The following is an 18,725-nucleotide window of genomic DNA, read 5'->3' as shown; positions in this document are numbered from 1 at the left end:
CCTGCTCCTGCGGCGGAGCGTCCGGCCACCCGGCCGGGCGCTCCCCGCACGAAGGAGCAGACCCTCGCCTGGCTGCGCACCCTCGCCGGGGAGCTCTCGACCCAGACGATCAAGCGCCTCGAGGACACGCTGCCCTGGTACGGCAGCATGCCCCCCGGCCGGCGCTCGGCGGTCGGCCTCGTCGCGCAGGCCGGCATCACGTCGTTCATCTCGTGGTTCGACGACCCGTCGGCCACGCCGTGGATCGCGGCGGACGTGTTCGGAGCAGCTCCCCGCGAGTTATTGCGCTCCGTGTCGCTGACGCAGACGCTGCAGCTGATCAAGGTGACCGTCGAGGTCGTCGAGGACCGGATCAAGAACGGCGGCGAGGACCTCCGCGAGGCGATCCTGCTCTACTCGCGCGAGATCGCCTTCGCCGCGGCCGACGTCTACGCGCGCGCCGCCGAGGCCCGCGGTCTCTGGGACGCGCGCCTGGAGGCGCTGGTCGTCGACTCGATCCTCACGGGCGAGGCCGACGACGAGCTGCCCAGCCGCATCGCCGCCCTCGGCTGGCACGGCCACGGCGAGGTCGCCGTCCTGGTGGGCACCGCTCCCAAGATGCTCGACGTCGACCAGCTGCGCCGCACGGCCCGGCACATGGACGCCGACGTGCTGATCGGCGTGCAGGGCAGCCGTCTCGTCCTGGTCATCGGCCGCGCCGAGCCGAGCGAGAACGCCACGGAGGAGACCGGTCCGCCGGTCGCGTTCCTCGAGATCGCGGAGGCGCTCGAGCCCGGCTTCGGGACGGGCCACCTCGTCCTCGGCCACGAGGTGCCGACCCTGGTCGAAGCGTCCCGCAGCGCCCGCGCGGCACTCGCGGGGTTCGCGGTCGCCCGCTCCTGGCGGAACGCACCGCGACCGGTCAACGCCGACGACCTCCTTCCCGAGCGCGCCCTCGCCGGCGACCCGCTCGCCCGGCAGAGCCTCATCACGCAGATCTACCGGCCCCTGCAGAAGCACTCGACCGAGTTGCTGACCACGCTGTGGGCCTATCTCGACAACGGCCGCTCCCTCGAGGCGACCGCCCGCGAGCTGTTCGTGCATCCGAACACAGTGCGCTACCGCCTCAAGCGGGTCGCCGAGGTGATCGGCTGGGACGCGACGGGCGCCCGCGAGGCGCTCATCCTCCAGTCCGCCCTCATCCTCGGCTCCATGAGCGACCCGGACGGCGCCGTCCGCCGGAAGCCGTCCCGCCGCTGAGCCCCTCTGCTCACTGAAGCTCCCTGCTCACTGAAGCCCCCTGCTCGCTGAACCCCCCACCCCTGAACACTTGTAGACCCGCGACAAGCTCTTTGTGCTTTGTCAGTGGCTCCACGCGCCGCACGAGCGGGCGCAGATCGGAAGACTGGATACCGTGATCGTCGTCGTCGCCCCGGGTCAGGGCTCCCAGACCCCCGGATTCCTCGCGCCCTGGCTCGAGATCCCCTCCGTGGCCGAGCAGGTCGCCGCGCACTCGGAGGCGGTCGGCATCGACCTCGCCGCGCACGGCACCGTCTCGGACGCGGACACCATCCGCGACACCGCGGTCGCCCAGCCCCTGATCGTCTCCGCGGGCCTCGTGAGCCTCGCCGCCCTCCTCGAGGGCGGACGCCGCGAGCGCATCGTGGGCATCGCCGGCCACTCGGTCGGCGAGATCACCGCGGCCGCCGGAGCCGGAGTCCTCACCGAGGCCGACGCGCTGGTGTTCGTCCGCGAGCGCGCCCGCGCCATGGCCGCTGCGGCCGCCGCCGAGCCGACCGCGATGAGCGCGGTCCTCGGCGGCGACGAGCAGGCCCTGATCACCCGGCTCGACGAGCTCGGCCTCGAGCCGGCCAACTACAACGGCGGCGGGCAGATCGTCGTCGCCGGGGCGGTCGACGCGCTCGAGGCCCTCAAGGCGGAGCCGCTGCGCGGGACCCGCGTGATCCCGCTGCAGGTGGCCGGTGCCTTCCACACCCGCTACATGGCGCCCGCCCGCGACTCCCTCGCCGGCGTCGCCTCCGGGCTGACCCCCTCCGACCCGACGCTCCGGCTCTGGACGAACCGCGACGGGTCGGTCGTCGACTCCGGCGCCGCGTTCCTCGAGCTGCTCGTCGGCCAGGTCGCCTCCCCCGTCCGCTGGGACCTCTGCATGGCGGCCTTCGCCGACGCGGGCGTCACCGGGATCATCGAGCTGGCACCCGCCGGCGCGCTGGTCGGCCTCGCCAAGCGCGGCCTCAAGGGCGTGCCGAGCATCGCCATCACGACCCCCGACGACGTGGACGCCGCCCGCGCCTTCCTCGACGAGCACGCCGCCTAGCAGGAGAGACCCCATGACGACCCCTTCCCTCACCCAGTCCAGCGGCAGCGCGTACACCCGGATCCTCGGCATCGGCGCGGCCCGCGGCGACCTCGTCGTCCCGAACGACGACCTGATCGAGCCGATCAACTCCTCCGACGAGTGGATCCGCCAGCGCACCGGCATCATCGAGCGCCGCCGCGCCTCCGCCGACGTCCACGCGGTCGACCTCGCGACCGCCGCGTCCCTCGAAGCGATCGAGAAGGCGGGCATCCGCCCGGACCAGATCGGCGTCGTGCTCGTCTCCACGATCAGCAACACCGTGCAGACCCCGTCGCTGGCCGCGCTCCTCGCCGACCGCATCGGCGCGAACCCCGCCCCGGCCTACGACATCTCGGCCGCCTGCGCCGGCTACACCTACGGCATCGCCCAGGCGGACTCCTTCATCCGCTCCGGCCTGGCCGAGTACGTGCTCGTCGTCGGAGCCGAGAAGCTGTCCGAGCTGGTCAAGCCGACCGACCGCAGCATCTCCTTCCTCCTCGGCGACGGCGCGGGCGCCGCGGTCGTCGGCCCCAGCGACTCCGCCGGCATCTCGAAGACCGTCTGGGGATCGGACGGCTCGAAGTGGGACACCGTCGGCATGGACAACCCGCTCGCGGCCTACCGCGACGGCACCGCCGAGTGGCCCACCCTCCGCCAGGACGGCCCGTCGGTCTTCCGCTGGGCGGTCTGGGAGATGGCCAAGGTCGCCAAGCAGGCGCTCGCGGAGGCGGGCGTCCAGCCCGAGGACCTCGCCGCCTTCATCCCGCACCAGGCGAACATGCGCATCATCGACGAGCTCGCGAAGCAGCTGAAGCTGCCCGAGACCGTCGCGATCGGCCGCGACATCGAGACCACCGGCAACACCTCCGCCGCGTCGATCCCGCTCGCCACCCACCGCCTGCTCGAGGAGCACCCGGAGCTGCACGGCGGACTCGCGCTGCAGATCGGCTTCGGCGCCGGACTGGTGTTCGGCGCGCAGGTCGTGGTGCTCCCCTGACCGGCGCGACCCCACCCCTAAACTGACCTACGGTCACTGACGAACACCCGAAGAACCCCCAAGGAGAGAACCATGGCACTGTCCAACGAAGAAGTCCTCGCCGGCCTGGCCGAGCTTGTCAACGACGAGACGGGCATCGCCACCGACTCCGTCGAGATGGACAAGTCGTTCACCGACGACCTCGACATCGACTCCATCTCGATGATGACCATCGTCGTCAACGCCGAGGAGAAGTTCGACGTGAAGATCCCGGACGACGAGGTCAAGAACCTCAAGACGGTCGGCGACGCGGTCCGCTTCATCGTCAAGGCGTCCGAGTAGTCGACGCCCGCGCACCCCGTCCTCGTGGCGGACACCCCGGCCGGCGACCGTCGGCCGGGGTGAGCCCGGCACCCATCCCCACGGAACAGAGAAGCTCGTCATGACCAAGAAGATCGTCGTCACCGGAATCGGTGCCAGCACTCCCCTCGGCGGGACCGCCCGGGAGTCCTGGAACGCACTCCTCGCCGGCGAATCAGGTGTCCGCTCCCTCGAGCAGGACTGGGTCGCCCAGTACGACATCCCGGTCACCTTCGCCGCCCAGGCCAAGGTGCGCCCGGAGGAGGTGCTCTCCCGCCCCGAGGCGAAGCGCCTCGACCCCTCCAGCCAGTTCGCGCTCATCTCGGCCCGCGAGGCCTGGGCCGACTCCGGCATCACGGACGTCGACCCGCTCCGCGTGGGCGTCGACTACTCGACCGGCATCGGCGGCCTCTGGACCCTCGTCGACGCGTGGGACACCCTCCGCGAGCGCGGTCCCCGCCGGGTCCTGCCGATGACCATCCCGATGCTCATGCCCAACGCGGCCGCCGCCGCGATCAGCATGGCCATCCCCTCCCGCGCCTACGCCCGCACCGACGTGTCGGCCTGCGCCTCCAGCACCGAGGCCCTCGCGAACGCCTACGAGCACATGCAGCTCGGCCTCGCCGACGTGGTCATCGCCGGCGGCACGGAGTCGGTCGTCCACCCGCTCCCGATCGCCGCCTTCGCGTCGATGCAGGCACTCTCGCGCCGCAACGACGACCCGGCGACCGCCTCGCGCCCCTACGACGTCTCCCGCGACGGCTTCGTCCTCGGAGAGGGCGCCGCGACGCTCATCCTCGAGACCGAGGAGCACGCCCTCGCCCGCGGAGCCCGCATCTACGCGGAGCTCGCCGGCGGCGCCGTCACCAGCGACTCGTACCACATCACCGCACCGGACCCCGAGGGCTCCGCCGCCGCCCGCGCCATGATCGGCGCCCTCGAGCAGGCCGGAGCAGCGCTCACCGACGTCACCCACGTCAACGCCCACGCGACGAGCACCCCGGTCGGCGACATCGCCGAGTACCGCGCCCTGCTGCGCGTCTTCGGCGACCACCTCCCGAACATCGCCGTCTCCGCGACCAAGGCGGCCACCGGCCACCTCCTCGGCGGCACCGGCGCGCTCGAGGCCATCTTCACCGTGCTCGCCCTCCACGAGCGCACCGCGCCCCCCACCATCAACCTCTTCGAGCAGGACCCCCAGATCCCCCTCGACGTCGTCACCAGCCCCCGCGCCCTCGGCGACGGACCGCTGGTCGCCATCTCGAACTCGTTCGGGTTCGGGGGGCACAATGCTGTTGCCGCTTTCCGGACGGTGTAGCGGGGCGTAGCCCCGCTACACCGTGCGGAGAGCGGGCTGCGCCGCTCCTTGCGCGGCGCAGGCGCGTCCGCTGGGGAGGGGGGTCGGGTCTCCGAGGGCCGGTGCGGTGCGGCGACGGTGCTCCGCTGAAACGCGGATCCCCGGATACGCCTCGTGTCGCGAGGGACCTGCACCACCGTGCGGGTCGGCGCTGGTGGCCACACCGTGCTGGTGGGAGCGCGGACTTCGCCGCGACTCGGGTCGCATGCTTCGATCACGGAAGCTGTCCGAGTGGGAGCGCGGGCTTCGCCGCGACTCGGGTCGGACGCTTCGGTTCACGCAGCTGAGCTCGAGGGGAGCGCGGGCTTCGCCGCGGCTCGGTCCGATCGTGTCGTGCAGAACATCGGTGCGGGCGACCGCGCAAGGACCACGCCGCCCTCTGCCGGCTCGTGTGGCCCCTGCCGACGTCCAGGTCGCCGATGCCTGAGGCGCGAGCAGCACCCGCGAGGCGTATCCGACGATCGTCAGCTTATCCGCGTCGCAGAACGCGAGACGCCCTACGGAAGCCGACCACCTCCCCGAGCCGACCGCGCGACGCCGCGCGGGGAGCGGCGTCGGATCAGCTCACCCGACCCCGTGCATCCAGACGACGGGGGCGAAATCGCCGCCGTAGCGGAAGGGCTCGAGCTCGTCCTCCCAGGCCTGGCCGAGGGCGAGGCGCAGCTCGCGGTGCAGCTCGATGGGGTCGGCGCCGGCGAGCTCCATGGCGGAGCGGATGCGGTCCTCGGGCACGACGGTGTTGCCCGCGCTGTCGGTCTGGGCGTAGAAGATGCCGAGCTCGGGCGTGTGCATCCAGCGGCCGCCGTCGACGCCGGGCGAGGGCTCCTCGGTGACCTCGTAGCGGACGTCGGCCCAGCCGCGGAGGGCGGACGCGATGACCGCACCGGTTCCGACCGGGCCTTCCCAGGCGAACTCGGCGCGCAGCGTGCTGCGGAGCACGGGCTGCTCGATCCAGGCGAAGTTCACGGCACGACCGAGAGCGCGACCTGTCCCCCACTCGAGGTGGGGGCAGAGCGCGCGGGGGGCGGAGTGCACGAAGAGCACACCCCGAGTCTGCTGCGCCACCATGGTGTCCTCCGTTCGTCCCGGTGCGTCTTCCCCAACGACCCGGACCACGGAACACTCTGCGGTGCGCCTTCTTCGATTATGACGGTGGACGTGCCACCACGCCCGATCATGCAGGAGCGGCGGACCTCCGTCAAGGCGGCTCGCCGCGCCTGCTCGACCGGCCGCGTCCGGCTCCTGCCTATACTCGGGTCGTCCGCGCCGCCGGACGCCGCACACCGCCAGACGCCCGCCGGGAGGAGCACCGTGTCCGTCCGCGACGGCCTGCTCGCCCTGCTCACGCTCGGCCCCGCCTACGGCCTCCAGCTGCACGCCGAGCTCCTCGACCGTGCCGCGCACCGGCCCCGGGTCAACGTCGGCCAGATCTACTCGACGCTCGAGCGCCTGCGCGAGCGCGGCCTCGTCGTCTCGGCCGGGTCCACCGACGACGGCCTCCCCCTGCACGCGCTCACCGACGAGGGCCGCACGGAGGCCGCCGCCTGGCTGACGGGTGACGGAGCGTCCCCGGAGGAGGACTGGGACGACGTCCTCGACCGGGTGATGCTGGCGTCGAGCCTGTCCGGCGCCGACCTCGCCGCCGTCCTCGACGCGTACGAGAGCGCGCTGCCCGCCACCGCCGACGAGCAGGCGGAGGAGGAGGACCCGCACCCGCAGCGCCGCCTCGCCGCGATCGCCGCCCGCGTGCGGGAGGAGTCCCTGCGTCGCCTCCTCGTGGCGGCCCGCGACGAGCTCACGGGCGACGGGCCGGGACGGGGCGTCCGCGGGTACGCCCTCGAGCGTCCCCGCCGGGGCCGTCGCGCCTCGAGCCGGGACGAGACAGGCACGGGTGCCGTCGCCTAGGGTGGTTCGCATGTCCCGCACCCCCCTCGGTCTCCGCGTCCCCTCCCGGGCGCGCCGGCGCCTCGTCGCCGCCGGAGCGGGCACGGTCCTCGTCCTGTGCGCCGCCCTCGCCGCACCGCTCTCCGCGTCCGCCGCCTACGACCCGTCCGACTACCCCTCGTGGTCCGATGTCGAAGCCGCGAAGTCGAGCGAGAGCGCCACCGCCGCCGAGGTCGACCGCATCACCGCCTTCCTCGCCGACCTGCGCGACCAGGCCGCCGCTCTCACCGACGCCGCCATCAGCCGCGCCGCCGAGGCGGACGCCGCGCAGAGCGCTCTCGACGAGGCGACCCAGCGCGTGAGCGCCCTGGAGGAGCGGGCCTCCGCCGCCCGCTCGGACGCCGACGCCGCAAAGGAGCAGGCCGGCCGCCTCGCCGCGCAGCTCTACCGCAACGGCGGGACCGATGCGACGCTGAACCTCCTCATCGGCGGCGACGAGTCGAGCGAGCTGCTCTACCGCCTCGGCACCATGACGCAGCTCACCCAGCAGACCAGCCGGCTCCAGACCGCGGCGCAGTCGACCGAGAACCAGGCCGTCTCCCTCGCCGCCCAGGCCGAGCAGGCCCGGGGCGAGCGCGTCTCCCTCGCCTCTGCCGCGGCCGACGCGCTCTCGGCCGCCCGCTCCGCTCAGGCCGAGGCCGACGCCAAGGTCGCCGACCAGGAGAAGTACAGCCAGGAGCTCTACACTCAGCTCGCCTCGCTCAAGAACACCACCGCCGAGATCGAGCGGGAGTACGCCGACGGCCAGGACGCGAAGTCGGCCTTCGAGGAGCAGCAGCGCCTCTCCCGCCTCGCCGCCGAGGCCGAGGCCGCCCGCCAGCGCGCGGCGTCGGCCCCCGCCGCGGCCGCGGCTCCGGCAGCGCCCTCCAACAGCGGAGGCGGTGGCGGCGGCGGCCCGGTCGAGCTCGGCGACGACGACCCGACGGGCGCGCGCAACAGCTCCGCCAAGACCATCGCCGCCCTCGGCACCTACGCCGGCCGCACCGACGGCCTCTCCCCCGCGCAGGCCCAGGCCTACGCCCGCACCGCCGTCGGCCGCTTCGGCTGGGGCGCGGACCAGGTCGACCGATGCCTCATCCCGCTGTGGAACGGCGAATCGGGATGGCGCTGGAACGCGTTGAACCGCTCCTCCGGCGCCTACGGCATCCCCCAGGCCCTGCCGGCGAGCAAGATGGCCAACTCGGGAGCCGACTACCAGACGAACGCGGCGACGCAGGTCGACTGGGGGCTCTCCTACATCAAGAGCGCCTACGGCTCGCCCTGCAACGCGTGGTCGAGCTGGAACAGCCGCTCGCCGCACTGGTACTGAGCCCGCGCCTCACTTCGCCTGGTCGTAGGAGTCGACCACGGCGACGGTGACCGGGAAGTCGACCTCGCCCTCCCCGAAGAGCGAGCGTCCGGCGCGCACCGCCGCCTCGCGGACGATCGCGGTGACCCGCTCGCCGGCGTCGGCGGGAGCGTGCACGATCACCTCGTCGTGCAGGAAGTAGACGAGGTGCGCGCGGCCGACCGCGCCGCCCTCAGCCCGCAGTCGTGCCCTCAGCTCGCCCATCCAGCAGAGCGCCCACTCGGCCGCGGTCCCCTGCACCACGAAGTTGCGGGTGAAGCGCCCCCACTCGCGCGCTCGCGCCGCATCGGTCGAGAGCCCCTCGGGCCCGGGAGGCGAGCTGCGCCCGAGCCGTGTCGAGACGCTCTCGCCGCGCTCCCCGGCCCGAGCCGCCGCCTCGACGTGTGCGACCGAGCGCGGGTAGGCGCGGGCCAGCCTCGGGAGCAGCCGCCCGGCCTCGCCGCTCGTCGCTCCGTACATCGCCCCCAGCATCGCGACCTTCGCCCGCGGTCGATCGGGGACCACGCCGGCGTCGACGATGCCCTGGTAGAGGTCGCGGCCCCGCCCCGCGGCGGCCATGGCCGAGTCGCCCGAGAGCGCGGCGAGGATGCGCGGCTCGAGCTGCGCCGCATCCGCGACCACGAGGCTCCAGCCCGTGTCCGCGGTGACCGCGGCGCGGATCTGCCGCGGCAGCTGCAGCGCCCCTCCGCCCGAGGTCGCCCAGCGGCCGGTGACGACGCCGCCCACCACGTACTCCGGGCGGAACCGCCCGTCGCGCACCCACGCGTCGAGCCAGGCCCAGCCGTTGGCGGTGAGGAGGCGGGAGAGCTTCTTGTACTCCAGGAGCGGCGGCACCGCGGGGTGCTCGATGGACTGCAGCTCCCAGGAGCGCGTCGACTCGACCGGCAGTCCCGCGCGTCGCAGCGCCTTGAGGAGCTCGGCGGGCGAGTCGGGGTTGAGCTCGGGCGCGCCGAGCGCGTCGCGCAGGCGGCCGGCCAGCGCCTCCAGCCTGGCCGGGCGGCCGCCGAAGAGCGGGCGGGGGCCGAGCATCCCGGTGAGCACCCGGTCGTGCACGTCGGCGCGCCAGGGCAGTCCTGCATGGGCGATCTCGCGCGCGATCAGCGCGCCGACGGACTCGGCGGCGAGCAGCAGGCGGAGCCGGCCGGCCTCGACGGCGCCGGCGAGCGCCTCCTCCTGACGGGCGAGCTCGAGGACGGGGTCGAGCTCGTCGGAGCCGCCCGCCGCCTCCTCGAACCCGATCAGCGTGTCCAGCGCGGCGGGGGCTGCGGCTCCCGCGTCCCACGGGTCGAGGGGCGAGCGCGCGAGAGCCGATCCGGCGGCGGCGACGGATCGGCGGAGGATCGCGCGGGCCAGCCGGAGGTCGTGGCACCGGGCGACGACCACCCCGGCCGACAGCAGTGCGGGGTACCACCGCGCGGTGTCGTCCCACACCCAGCGCGGGCGCTCCGGCTCCCGCTCCCGGACGAACGCCGCCAGCTCGCCCGGACCCCGACCGCTCCCGGCCTCGGCGCCGCCGACGGGGTCGACCGCCCGCCACGCCCCGGTGGGGCCGCCGACGAGTGCGAGGAGCATCGGGCCATTCTCCCCCGTGGCGGACACGGAGGCCGCCGTCGCGGGGACGGCCGGGCCCCTGATCGCGGGAGGAGTCACGGCGACGGCCGCGAGGGCGGGTAGCCGGGGAAGGGCTTCTCCTGCGCCGTCGGCGGCTGATGGGCCCACAGGGCGGCCGCGATGGTGTCCATCGAGCGGGAGTAGCCCACGAGCGTCCGCTTCTCCGGCTCGGCCGCCCAGGTGACCGCGCGGAACCAGGTCTCGCGGTACGGGCCGGTCTCGATGCGGCGCACCAGGCCGATCCTGCCGGTGCGCAGGGCGTCGACCATCACCCACTCGTCCTGCCCGCTGCTGCGCAGCATCTGGAGCGGACTCCACTCGATCATCGCGCCTCCCACCGGTCGATCCGCGGCCGTGGCGAGCACGAGCGCCGCGGCGTACACTCGCAGACTATCGAACACATGTTCGAACGGCCAACCGGGTCCGGCGAGTGAACGGGAGCACGACGATGGCGGTGATCGACGAGACGGCGCTGGTCTCGACCGACGGCGAGGGAGTGCCGATCGCGCTCGAGTGGCGGGGCGGGAGCTACCGCGTGACCGACCGGCCGACGGTGTGGACCTGCACGAGCGAGTGGTGGGCGCCCCTCGAGGGGTTCCCACCGACGTTCGGGCGCACGCCGGTGAGCATCGGCGGCTGGCGCTTCCAGGCGACGGACGTCGAGACCGGCGGAGCGTTCGTGCTCGACGTGGTCGCGTCGACGGATCCGCAGTGGAGCGTGGTGCGGATCTACGAGTAGTGCCGGCGCGAGGCCGGCCGGGAGGCTACTTGTCGGCCGACCAGGGAGCCCGCGTCATGGCGATGAGAGCCGCGACTCCGGAGACGAGGCCGACACCGGCGATGGCGGACACGACGAGCCAGAGAACGAGTTCCATGCCGCCAGTCTACCGAGCCCCGGAGCGGATCCTCTCCGCCCCGCTTCCATCCCCCGGCTATGGAATAGCCTGGACAGAGTGACCGACGCCCCCACCCGCGCGAGTGTCGGACTGCGCTCGGAGCGCGGCCCGATCCTGCTGTCCCTGATGATCTCGACCGCTCTGGTCGCCCTCGACGCCACGATCCTCTCGACGGCCGTGCCGTCGATCGTCGCCGACCTCGGCGGCTTCGAGCAGTTCCCCTGGCTGTTCTCGATCTACCTGCTGGCCCAGGCCGTCTCCGTCCCCCTCTACGGCAAGCTCGCCGACGTGATCGGGCGCAAGCCCATCATGCTGATCGGCATCGCGCTGTTCCTGGTCGGCTCGCTCCTGTGCGGCCTCGCCTGGAGCATGCCCGCGCTCATCGCGTTCCGGGCTCTGCAGGGACTGGGGGCCGGAGCGATCCAGCCGATGGGCATCACCATCGCCGGCGACATCTACACGGTCGCCGAACGCGCGAAGACCCAGGGCTACCTGGCGAGCGTCTGGGGCATCTCCTCGGTCGTCGGGCCGACCCTCGGCGGCGTGCTCTCGGACCTGGGCGCCTGGCGCGGCATCTTCCTCGTCAACATCCCCCTGTGCCTCCTGGCGGCGTTCCTCCTGATCCGCAGCTTCCGCGAGACCACGCAGGGCGAGAAGCAGCGGATCGACGTGGCGGGCGCCTCCGTGCTCGCCGTCGGCACCGCGCTGCTCATCCTCGGACTGCTCGAGGGCGGCAGCGCCTGGCCGTGGCTCTCCCCCGCCGGAGTCGGCGTGTTCGTCGTCTCGGCCCTCGCGTTCGCCGGCTTCGTCGCGATCGAGCGGCGTGCGGCAGCCCCGGTCCTCCCCCTCTGGGTCCTCACGCGGCGCGTGCTGATCTCGACCAGCCTCGTCTCGGTGACCGTCGGCGCGATCACGCTCGGCGTCACCTCGTACTTCCCGACCTTCGCGCAGGGCGTTCTCGGCAGCTCCGCCCTCGGCGCGGGCTTCGCCGTCGCCGCGATGACGCTCGGCTGGCCGGTCGCGGCGAGCCTGTCGGGCCGGCTCTACCTGCGCATCGGCTTCCGCAACACCGGCTTCCTCGGAGCGGGGCTCGTCGTGATCGGCACGGCGCTGACCATCCTGCTCGGCTCCTCCTCGACGCTGTGGGAGATCGCCGGCTTCTGCGTGCTGATCGGCGCCGGCATGGGGCTCGTGGCGACTCCGACGCTGATCCGGGCGCAGTCGAGCGTCGACTGGAACGAGCGCGGAGTGGTCTCCTCGACCAACTTCTTCGCCCGGAACATCGGCAGCGCCGTCGCCGTGGCCGTCTTCGGCGCGATCGTGAACGCGAAGGCGGGCGGCGGCGTCCCCGCACCGGCGGACCTCGCCGAGGGCACCCGCTTCGTCTGCATCGCGCTCGCGGTCCTCGCCGTGGGCATGCTCGCCGCGGTCTGGGCGATGCCGAAGGAGGGGCGCCCCGCGTCCGAGCGCGCCTAGCCCTCGCGTCGCGCCGCGGCCGTCGCCCGAAGGTGGTCGCGGTGGATCCGCCGCACCCGGTGCGTCCAGCGCTGCAGGGACGACCCCATCCCGGGGTGCCGCGCCAGCGTGTGCAGAGCGCGGTCGAAGCGGCGGAGCATGTCGGCGAAGGCGCCGAACGGGCGCGCCGAGATGCCGACCTCGAGGTGGCGGTCGAGCACGATGCGGTGCCGGAGTCCCAGGTGCACGCTGATCTCGACGTCGTCGTGCACGTAGGCGTCGTGCCGGTGCATCTCCTCCGCGATCTCCTCCCACGCCGACCGGCGGACGGCGCAGTTCGAGCCGAAGAGCGGCCAGTTGGCCAGCGCCGACCCCATCAGCACGAAGTAGGCGTCCATGTAGGCGACCCGCGCGATCACCCGGGCGATCGGACCGAGCTCGTCGAAGCGTCCGGGACCGGTCACCGCTCCGACCTCGGGATCGGCGAAGTGGCCGGCCAGGCGCGCCAGCCAGTCGGGTCCCGGGCGGGAGTCGGCGTCGAGCCGCGCGAGGACGTCGCCGTGCGCCTCGTCGAAGCCGTGCGCCGTGCTCGCCGGGATCCCGGCGCCGTCGTGCCGCACCACCCGCGCGCCCGCCGCCCGCGCGACGGCGGCGCTGTCGTCGGTGCTGCCGTCGTCGACGACGACGATCTCGAACGGAGCGAGCGTCTGCTCGCGGAGGAGCTCGAGCAGCTGCTCGAGGTGGCGGGCGTCGTCCTTCACGGGGACGACGACCGAGATGCGCCGGTGATCCATCCGCCCAGTCAACGCGATCGGGGCGCTTAGCGGGGACACCGCCACGCGTCACGCGCGAGCCCGGACCTGTCAACCGGCTCCCGAGCGCTCCGGAGCCGCTGATGGGATCGATCCGTGTCCGCCGGATCGGCGGCTCGATCGAGACAGGAGACGACATGACTCAGGGACCTCGGGACTTCCGGCCCACCCGTGCACTGGTGACCGCCTCGGACTCCGGCATCGGCCGGGCGACCGCGGTGGCACTGGCCGAGGCGGGAATGGACGTCGGCATCACCTGGCACAGCGACGAGGAGGGCGCGCAGGGCACAGCGGAGGAGGTGCGCTCCCTCGGCCGACGCGCCGAGATCGCGCGCCTCGACACGACGGATCTGGAGGGCGCGGGCGATGTGATCGACGACCTCGCGGATCGACTGGGCGGGCTCGACGTCGCCGTCAGCAATGCGGGCGGGGGCGGGGGCGAGCCCTTCCTCGAGCAGAGCCTCGACAGCTGGCGCTCGACCGTCGCCCTCAACCTCGACGGTGCGTTCGTCTGCCTCCAGCGCGCCGCGCGGCGCATGGCGGCCCAGGGCACGGGCGGCAGGATCATCGCGGTCACCAGTGTCCACGAGCACCAGCCGCGGGTCGGCTCCGTCGCCTACACCGCTGCCAAGCACGGGCTGGGCGGGCTGCTGAAGGTCGCCGCGCTCGAGCTCGGCTCCCTCGGCATCACTGTCAACGCCGTCGCCCCCGGAGAGATCGCCACGCCGATGAACGACGCCGAGGACGTGGACCCCTTCACGATCGACCGCCCCGGCATCCCTCTCGGCCGCCCCGGCGACGCCCGCGAGATCGCGGCGGTGGTCGCCTTCCTGGCCTCTCCCGCCGCCTCCTACATCACCGGATCCTCGTACGTCGTCGACGGCGGGATGCTGCAGATGGGGCCGCAGGCCGGCTCCCACCTCCGGCAGGACGACTGGCGCGAGGCCTGAGCCGCCGACCACGGCGCCCGCCCGCCGGGTACTCTCGAAGGGGTGCTCCGGCGGGCGGGGCGCCTGCTCCGGGATGTAGGTGACGCACGTGTGGTTCCGGCGTCGACGCAGGTTCAAGATGGAGCCGTACGACCCCGATGAGAACCCGTCGCGCGAGCCCGCCTCCGTCGAGGAGGCCGCCGAGGAGGGCCTGATGCTCGCGCAGTACGCGAGCCGGATGGCCGTGAAGAACCGGGTGCTGATGGACGGCCTCGGCGCCGACGTCCCCTTCGACTCGGGCCGCTACTCCGTGGTCGCCGCGGAGGAGCTCGAGAAGCTGGCGCGCGAGTCCGAGGCGGCCGCCGAGCGCCTCCGCGGCATCGCCGCCGACGTGACCTCGGTGGGCGGCCGCTCCGACCACGTGCACGACTACCGCTCGGCCGACGTCGACAACCTCGACCACCGCGAGCGGCTCTCGCTCCTCGTCGCCGACTCCCTCCACAGGCGGGCGCAGGACGAGGAGTACCTCGCGAGGCTCGTCGACGACGCCCGTCAGGACGCGTGGCGCGAACTCGCGCAGTCGATCGAGGAGACCCTCGACCGCACCTCGCGGATCGACCCGGACGACGAGGAGTACCGGCGCGACCGCTCGGTGCGGATGGCGCTCGTGGTCGTCGACGACCTGGTCACGCTGGCGGAGGAGCGCGGCGTCAGCCTCGAGGACTGACGGGCCGGTCGCAGGACGGCGGCACGCGGTACAGGGCTCAGGCCCAGCCGGCGCGGAACGACTCGGTCGCCTCGGCGGAGCGCTCCCGGACCGACTCCAGCAGCTCCTCCATGGTGGAGCTGCGGAGGAACGCGAGCCGGTCGAGCTCGGTGACCGGTGCGACGCCGGCGAGCTGCCAGGCGTGCGCGGCCGGATCCTCGGCGAGCTCGACGACCGCGCCGTAGCGCTGCTCGACGAACTCGCTCGCGACCGCCAGTGCCGTGCGGACCGCCGACTCCGCCGCGGCCAGCGCGGGGGCGTGCTTCTCGTCCCACTCCAGATCGGGCAGGAGCCGGACCTCGGCGCGCGGGTACGGGTCGTCCTCGTACCAGCGGACGACCTCGAAGCGCTCCTCGCCGACCGAGTCGAGCGTGACGAACGACTCCGCCCCGTCGACGTTCAGGATGCGCGCGCGGGCACCGACCGCGAACCGCTGGTCGCCGCCGCCCACCTCCTGGCCGCGCTCGATGAGCACGACGCCGAACGCGAGGGTCTCGTCCTCGAGGACGTCGCCGAGCATCCGCAGGTACCGCGGCTCGAACAGCCGGAGCGGGAGCGGCATGTGCGGCAGGAGCACGGAGCCGAGCGGGAACATCGGAAGGTCAGGCACAGGATCAGGCAATCACGTCGAGCGGGGAGCGGCCAGTACGGGCGCGGCGCGTCGGGACGTGCTAGCGCATCGCGCCACCGCGTCGTCCGCTCGCGAATGCTCGCCACGCCTCGGACGATCTCCGACGGCCCGGCCCCGCCCGCGAGGCTCCCACCCAGACTGGGAGCATGGATCTCGCCGAACTCCGAGCCGTCGTCCGCGCGGACCTGGCCGCCAAGGGCCACGCCTCCGACCGGCTCACCGTCCTCGTCCTCCGTCTCGGGCAGTACTCGAGCTCTCGGAGGACCAGACTCCCCCTCCACCTCGTCTACCGCCTCGCCGACCTCGTCTGGACCCGCATGATCGTCGGAGCCGAGCTGCCGCCGACCGTTCAGGTCGGGCCCGGCCTGCGTCTCCCCCACTGGGGCCGCGGTGTGATCCTGCACCCGCGCACGGTCATCGGGAGGAACGCGTTCATCTACCACGGCGTCACCATCGGCGAGTCGAAGGGCCGGACCCCCGTCATCGGCGACGACGTCTACATCGGAGCCCGCGCGACGATCGTCGGGGACGTGACCGTCGGCGACCGTGTGCGGATCGGAGCCGGCGCCGTCGTCGTCCGCGACGTCGCCTCCGACTCGTCCGCGGTCGGCGTACCGGCGAGGACCGCGCCGGCGCCGTCCTGAGGCACGGCCCGTCGGCCCGACGGGGTCATCGCGGGACGACCCGCGCGCTCCGATGGGACCGGCGTCAGGTCGATGCCCGACCCGGCGCCGGCGAGAAGGAGCCGTCGCGGGTGGAGCGGAGTAGGGCGTACGGGACTTGAACCCGTGACCGACGGATTATGAGTCCGCTGCTCTGACCGGCTGAGCTAACGCCCCGCGGCGGCCGTCCGAGCGGCCGTCAGGTGGCGGCGGGTGCGGACGCTGCGTCGGAGGCCGGAACGGCCACCGGCTCACCACGATACAGGCTCTCGAAGGTGCTGATCGTGCGGTTGATGTCGTGCGCGGCGACGATGCGGAGGGAGGCGCGCTTCATCGCCTCGAAGTCCTCCCGGTCGGCCGTGAGCACGGCGGTGAGGCGCTCGGCGAGGGCCTCGGCGCTGCCCGGAGCGAAGAGGTAGCCGTTCTCGCCGTCGTGCACGAGGTGCGGGAGGGCCATCGCGTCGGCGGCGACGACGGGGAGGGCCGAGGCCATCGCCTCCATCGTCGCGATGCTCTGCAGCTCGGCGATGGACGGCATGGCGAACACGGTGGCGCGGGTGTACGCCTCCTTGAGATCGGCGTCCGAGACGTAGCCGGTGAAGCGGACACGGTCGGCGATGCCGAGGGTCGTGGCGAGCTGCTGGAGGTTGCGCATCTGGTCGCCGCCGCCGACGATCTCGAGCTTCGCGTCGAGCGCCGGGTCGAGCAGGGCGACCGCGCGGAGCAGGACGTCGATGTGCTTCTCGCCGGTCACCCGGCCGACGAAGAGGATCGAGTTGCCGGCGCGCGCCTCGAAGTCGGGCGTGTAGTTGTCGGCGTCGATGCCGCAGGAGATCGAGTGGACGCCTCGGAGGCCCGTGTACTTCTCGAGGAACTGCGCGGCCTTGCGGGTCGGCGTGGTGACCGCCTCGGCCCGGCCGAAGGTGCGGCGCGCGGCCCGCCACGCCATCGCCACGGCCTTGGCCTGCACGGCCTTCGGCAGGAGGGTGAACTCGAGCATGTTCTCGGGCATGAAGTGGTTCGTGCCGACGATGCGGATGCCGCGCTTGGCCGCCTCGATCCCGAGGCCGCGGCCGACGATGATGTGCGACTGGAAGTGCACGACGTCGGGCTTCACCTCGTCGAGGATGCGCGCGCTGTTCTGCCGGATCCGCCACGGCATCGCGAAGCGCAGCCAGTCGTGCGGGTACCAGCGCCAGCTGTAGAGGCGGTGCACGATGATCCGCTGGCCCTCGTGCGTCTCGACCCGGGTGCCGCTCCAGCCGTCGGCCGAGGGGGCGACGACGTGCACCTCGTGGCCGCGCTGCGCGAGACCGGCGGCGAGGCGCTCGGCGAACTTCGCGGCTCCGTTCACGTCGGGGGCGAAGGTGTCGCAGCCGATCACGACAGTCAGCGGTCGGGAGTCGGGCGATCCCGGTCGGGACGCGTCGCGGTGATCTGACACGGGAGGTCCTATCGGTGTCGTGCCGATCGGGGAGAGAAGGGAGCGATCGGCGGAGGTCGGTCGGTTTCGTGGCTCTCGGCGCGGACCCATTGTAGGCAGAGGAGTCCTCACCACCCGGGATCCCGCGCCGTCAGCGCGCCTGCGGGTGGTGCTTGGCGAGGAGGAAGACGCCGTAGATGGCGACGGCACCGGCCGCGATGAAGAGCGGGATCGCCCACGGTGCCGCGTACTGCGCCTCCCCGAGCACGACGATGCCGATCGCGACGGCGACCAGCGGGTCGATGACGGTGAGGCCCGCGACGACGAGGTCCGGCGGGCCGGAGGAGTACGCGTTCTGCACGAAGTACCCGCCGAGCGCCGTGGCGGCCAGGAGCGCCACGATGCAGACCACCGTCAGCGGGTCGAACTCGCCGTACTTGATGCGGTTGAGCACGACCTTCGCGAGCGTCGCGACGAAGCCGTAGACCACTCCGGCGCCCACGATGTAGAAGATCGCCTTCGCTCCGCGGCGGAAGACGCGGAAGGCGATGACGAAGACCGTGAGCACCACGGCGAGGATCACGAGGATCGTGATGAGCTCGGGCGTCTGGATCGATTTGTCCACCGCGTTGAAGGCCGCGACGAGGACGAACGTGCCGACGCCCCCGACGCAGAGGACGATCGCCCGGATCGACGCGGCGTTCAGGCGCACCCTGCTGACCCGTGCGTTCACGACCGCGGTGATCACGAGCGCCACCGCTCCGAGCGGCTGCACCACGATGAGCGGGGAGAAGCCGAGGCTGGTCAGCTGGAAGACGATCGCGAGACCCAGGAGGAGGGTGCCGATCACCCACGAGGGGCGCGAGAGCAGCGCGACCAGCTGGCCGCCGCTGAGCCCGGAGGAGCCGGAGCGCTTCGAGAACCGCTCCACCTTCGCCACTCCGCGGTGCTGGAACTGCGCGCCGAGGGAGAGGAACACCGCGCCCACGAGGGCGATCGGGATGCCGATGAACTTCGCCGGGTCGTTGAGGAGTTCGGCGAGATCGGCGGGCATGGGGTCGACCCTACCCAGAACGCCTCCGGGAGTCCTCCGACGCACGGGTGAGGGTCTGAGCCCAGCGGATGATCCTCGCGGACCCGGTCGGCGGCCCCGCGGTACCCTCCTCCTGGGTCTCGCGATCGTCTTCCAGCTGACCAGCCTCGGCTTCTCCCCGCTC

General features: G+C 73.0%; 19 protein-coding genes and 1 tRNA gene. 12 read left to right on the top strand and 8 right to left on the bottom strand.

The window, feature by feature from the left end; genetic code table 11:
- Window positions 1–72: 72 nt before the first annotated feature.
- The 5 genes from C5C24_RS08370 to C5C24_RS08350 all read left to right on the top strand — a co-directional run bounded on the left by C5C24_RS08370 (window position 73) and on the right by C5C24_RS08350 (window position 4,992).
- Window positions 73–1,239, top strand: coding sequence for a CdaR family transcriptional regulator (locus tag C5C24_RS08370; protein ID WP_181027189.1), 1,167 nt, complete (start codon window positions 73–75; stop codon window positions 1,237–1,239).
- 154 nt (window positions 1,240–1,393) lie between these two features.
- A complete protein-coding gene (locus C5C24_RS08365) occupies window positions 1,394–2,317 on the top strand; it encodes an ACP S-malonyltransferase (protein ID WP_104304743.1) in 924 nt (307 codons plus the stop codon).
- A gap of 13 nt (window positions 2,318–2,330) precedes the next feature.
- A complete protein-coding gene (locus C5C24_RS08360; protein WP_104276791.1) occupies window positions 2,331–3,335 on the top strand; it encodes a beta-ketoacyl-ACP synthase III in 1,005 nt (334 codons plus the stop codon).
- 72 nt (window positions 3,336–3,407) lie between these two features.
- Window positions 3,408–3,656, top strand: a complete 249-nt coding sequence (locus C5C24_RS08355) for an acyl carrier protein (protein ID WP_104223463.1) — start codon at window positions 3,408–3,410, stop codon at window positions 3,654–3,656.
- 100 nt (window positions 3,657–3,756) lie between these two features.
- Window positions 3,757–4,992, top strand: a complete 1,236-nt coding sequence (locus C5C24_RS08350; RefSeq protein ID WP_104281491.1) for a beta-ketoacyl synthase — start codon at window positions 3,757–3,759, stop codon at window positions 4,990–4,992.
- A 603-nt stretch (window positions 4,993–5,595) separates the two neighbouring features.
- On the opposite strand, the gene C5C24_RS08345 is transcribed toward C5C24_RS08350, so the two are convergent.
- On the bottom strand, window positions 5,596–6,099 hold the full coding sequence (locus C5C24_RS08345) for a DUF3145 domain-containing protein (RefSeq protein ID WP_104226674.1): 504 nt from the start codon (window positions 6,097–6,099) through the stop codon (window positions 5,596–5,598).
- Window positions 6,100–6,342: 243 nt separating this feature from the next.
- Here C5C24_RS08345 and C5C24_RS08340 point away from each other — a divergent pair, with 243 nt between their 5' ends.
- Complete coding sequence (locus tag C5C24_RS08340) at window positions 6,343–6,936, top strand: PadR family transcriptional regulator (protein ID WP_181110088.1); 594 nt, start codon at window positions 6,343–6,345, stop codon at window positions 6,934–6,936.
- 10 nt (window positions 6,937–6,946) lie between these two features.
- The gene (locus C5C24_RS17630; protein WP_146082565.1) at window positions 6,947–8,284 is read left to right on the top strand and encodes a hypothetical protein; all 1,338 of its coding nucleotides are present in this window, start codon (window positions 6,947–6,949) and stop codon (window positions 8,282–8,284) included.
- 9 nt (window positions 8,285–8,293) lie between these two features.
- On the opposite strand, the gene C5C24_RS08330 is transcribed toward C5C24_RS17630, so the two are convergent.
- Both C5C24_RS08330 and C5C24_RS08325 read right to left on the bottom strand, forming a co-directional pair.
- A complete protein-coding gene (locus C5C24_RS08330) occupies window positions 8,294–9,895 on the bottom strand; it encodes a bifunctional 3'-5' exonuclease/DNA polymerase (RefSeq protein WP_104304742.1) in 1,602 nt (533 codons plus the stop codon).
- Window positions 9,896–9,969: 74 nt separating this feature from the next.
- Window positions 9,970–10,260, bottom strand: a complete 291-nt coding sequence (locus C5C24_RS08325; RefSeq protein ID WP_181135505.1) for a hypothetical protein — start codon at window positions 10,258–10,260, stop codon at window positions 9,970–9,972.
- Window positions 10,261–10,364: 104 nt separating this feature from the next.
- Here C5C24_RS08325 and C5C24_RS08320 point away from each other — a divergent pair, with 104 nt between their 5' ends.
- Both C5C24_RS08320 and C5C24_RS08315 read left to right on the top strand, forming a co-directional pair.
- Window positions 10,365–10,673 (top strand): hypothetical protein, encoded by a 309-nt coding sequence (locus C5C24_RS08320; protein ID WP_146082564.1) that lies wholly within the window; start codon window positions 10,365–10,367, stop codon window positions 10,671–10,673.
- A gap of 283 nt (window positions 10,674–10,956) precedes the next feature.
- Window positions 10,957–12,306 carry an MFS transporter gene (locus tag C5C24_RS08315; protein ID WP_104304763.1) on the top strand — a complete coding sequence of 450 codons (1,350 nt, stop codon included), beginning with the start codon at window positions 10,957–10,959 and terminating at the stop codon, window positions 12,304–12,306.
- Here C5C24_RS08315 and C5C24_RS08310 read toward each other — a convergent pair.
- The gene (locus tag C5C24_RS08310) at window positions 12,303–13,079 is read right to left on the bottom strand and encodes a glycosyltransferase family 2 protein (protein WP_104304740.1); all 777 of its coding nucleotides are present in this window, start codon (window positions 13,077–13,079) and stop codon (window positions 12,303–12,305) included. The two genes, C5C24_RS08315 and C5C24_RS08310, sit on opposite strands and share 4 nt — an antisense overlap.
- Before the next feature lie 155 nt (window positions 13,080–13,234).
- Between C5C24_RS08310 and C5C24_RS08305 the strand changes: the two genes are divergently transcribed.
- Together C5C24_RS08305 and C5C24_RS08300 are read left to right on the top strand one after the other, a co-directional pair.
- The gene (locus C5C24_RS08305) at window positions 13,235–14,047 is read left to right on the top strand and encodes an SDR family oxidoreductase (RefSeq protein ID WP_104304762.1); all 813 of its coding nucleotides are present in this window, start codon (window positions 13,235–13,237) and stop codon (window positions 14,045–14,047) included.
- Window positions 14,048–14,165: 118 nt separating this feature from the next.
- Window positions 14,166–14,753: a hypothetical protein gene (locus C5C24_RS08300; RefSeq protein ID WP_104276799.1), complete on the top strand. Its 588-nt coding sequence runs from the start codon at window positions 14,166–14,168 to the stop codon at window positions 14,751–14,753.
- A gap of 37 nt (window positions 14,754–14,790) precedes the next feature.
- Here C5C24_RS08300 and C5C24_RS08295 read toward each other — a convergent pair whose 3' ends face one another.
- A complete protein-coding gene (locus C5C24_RS08295; RefSeq protein WP_258065099.1) occupies window positions 14,791–15,402 on the bottom strand; it encodes an LON peptidase substrate-binding domain-containing protein in 612 nt (203 codons plus the stop codon).
- Window positions 15,403–15,569: 167 nt separating this feature from the next.
- On the opposite strand from C5C24_RS08295, the gene C5C24_RS08290 reads away from it, so the two are divergent.
- Entirely contained in the window at window positions 15,570–16,067 is a 498-nt protein-coding gene (locus tag C5C24_RS08290; RefSeq protein WP_104304738.1) for a serine acetyltransferase, read from the top strand.
- A gap of 121 nt (window positions 16,068–16,188) precedes the next feature.
- On the opposite strand, the gene C5C24_RS08285 is transcribed toward C5C24_RS08290, so the two are convergent.
- The 3 genes from C5C24_RS08285 to C5C24_RS08275 form a co-directional block, all read right to left on the bottom strand.
- Window positions 16,189–16,262, bottom strand: a tRNA-Ile gene (locus tag C5C24_RS08285).
- A gap of 22 nt (window positions 16,263–16,284) precedes the next feature.
- Complete coding sequence (locus tag C5C24_RS08280; RefSeq protein WP_258065098.1) at window positions 16,285–17,529, bottom strand: glycosyltransferase; 1,245 nt, start codon at window positions 17,527–17,529, stop codon at window positions 16,285–16,287.
- 130 nt (window positions 17,530–17,659) lie between these two features.
- A complete protein-coding gene (locus tag C5C24_RS08275; RefSeq protein ID WP_104223451.1) occupies window positions 17,660–18,562 on the bottom strand; it encodes a DMT family transporter in 903 nt (300 codons plus the stop codon).
- Window positions 18,563–18,725: the final 163 nt, after the last annotated feature.

The organism is Rathayibacter sp. AY2B3, from assembly GCF_002931755.1.
Classification (GTDB): Bacteria; Actinomycetota; Actinomycetes; order Actinomycetales; family Microbacteriaceae; genus Rathayibacter.
The sequence above is the reverse complement of the archived record's forward strand: the minus strand, read 5'-3'. Positions and strand labels throughout refer to the sequence as shown.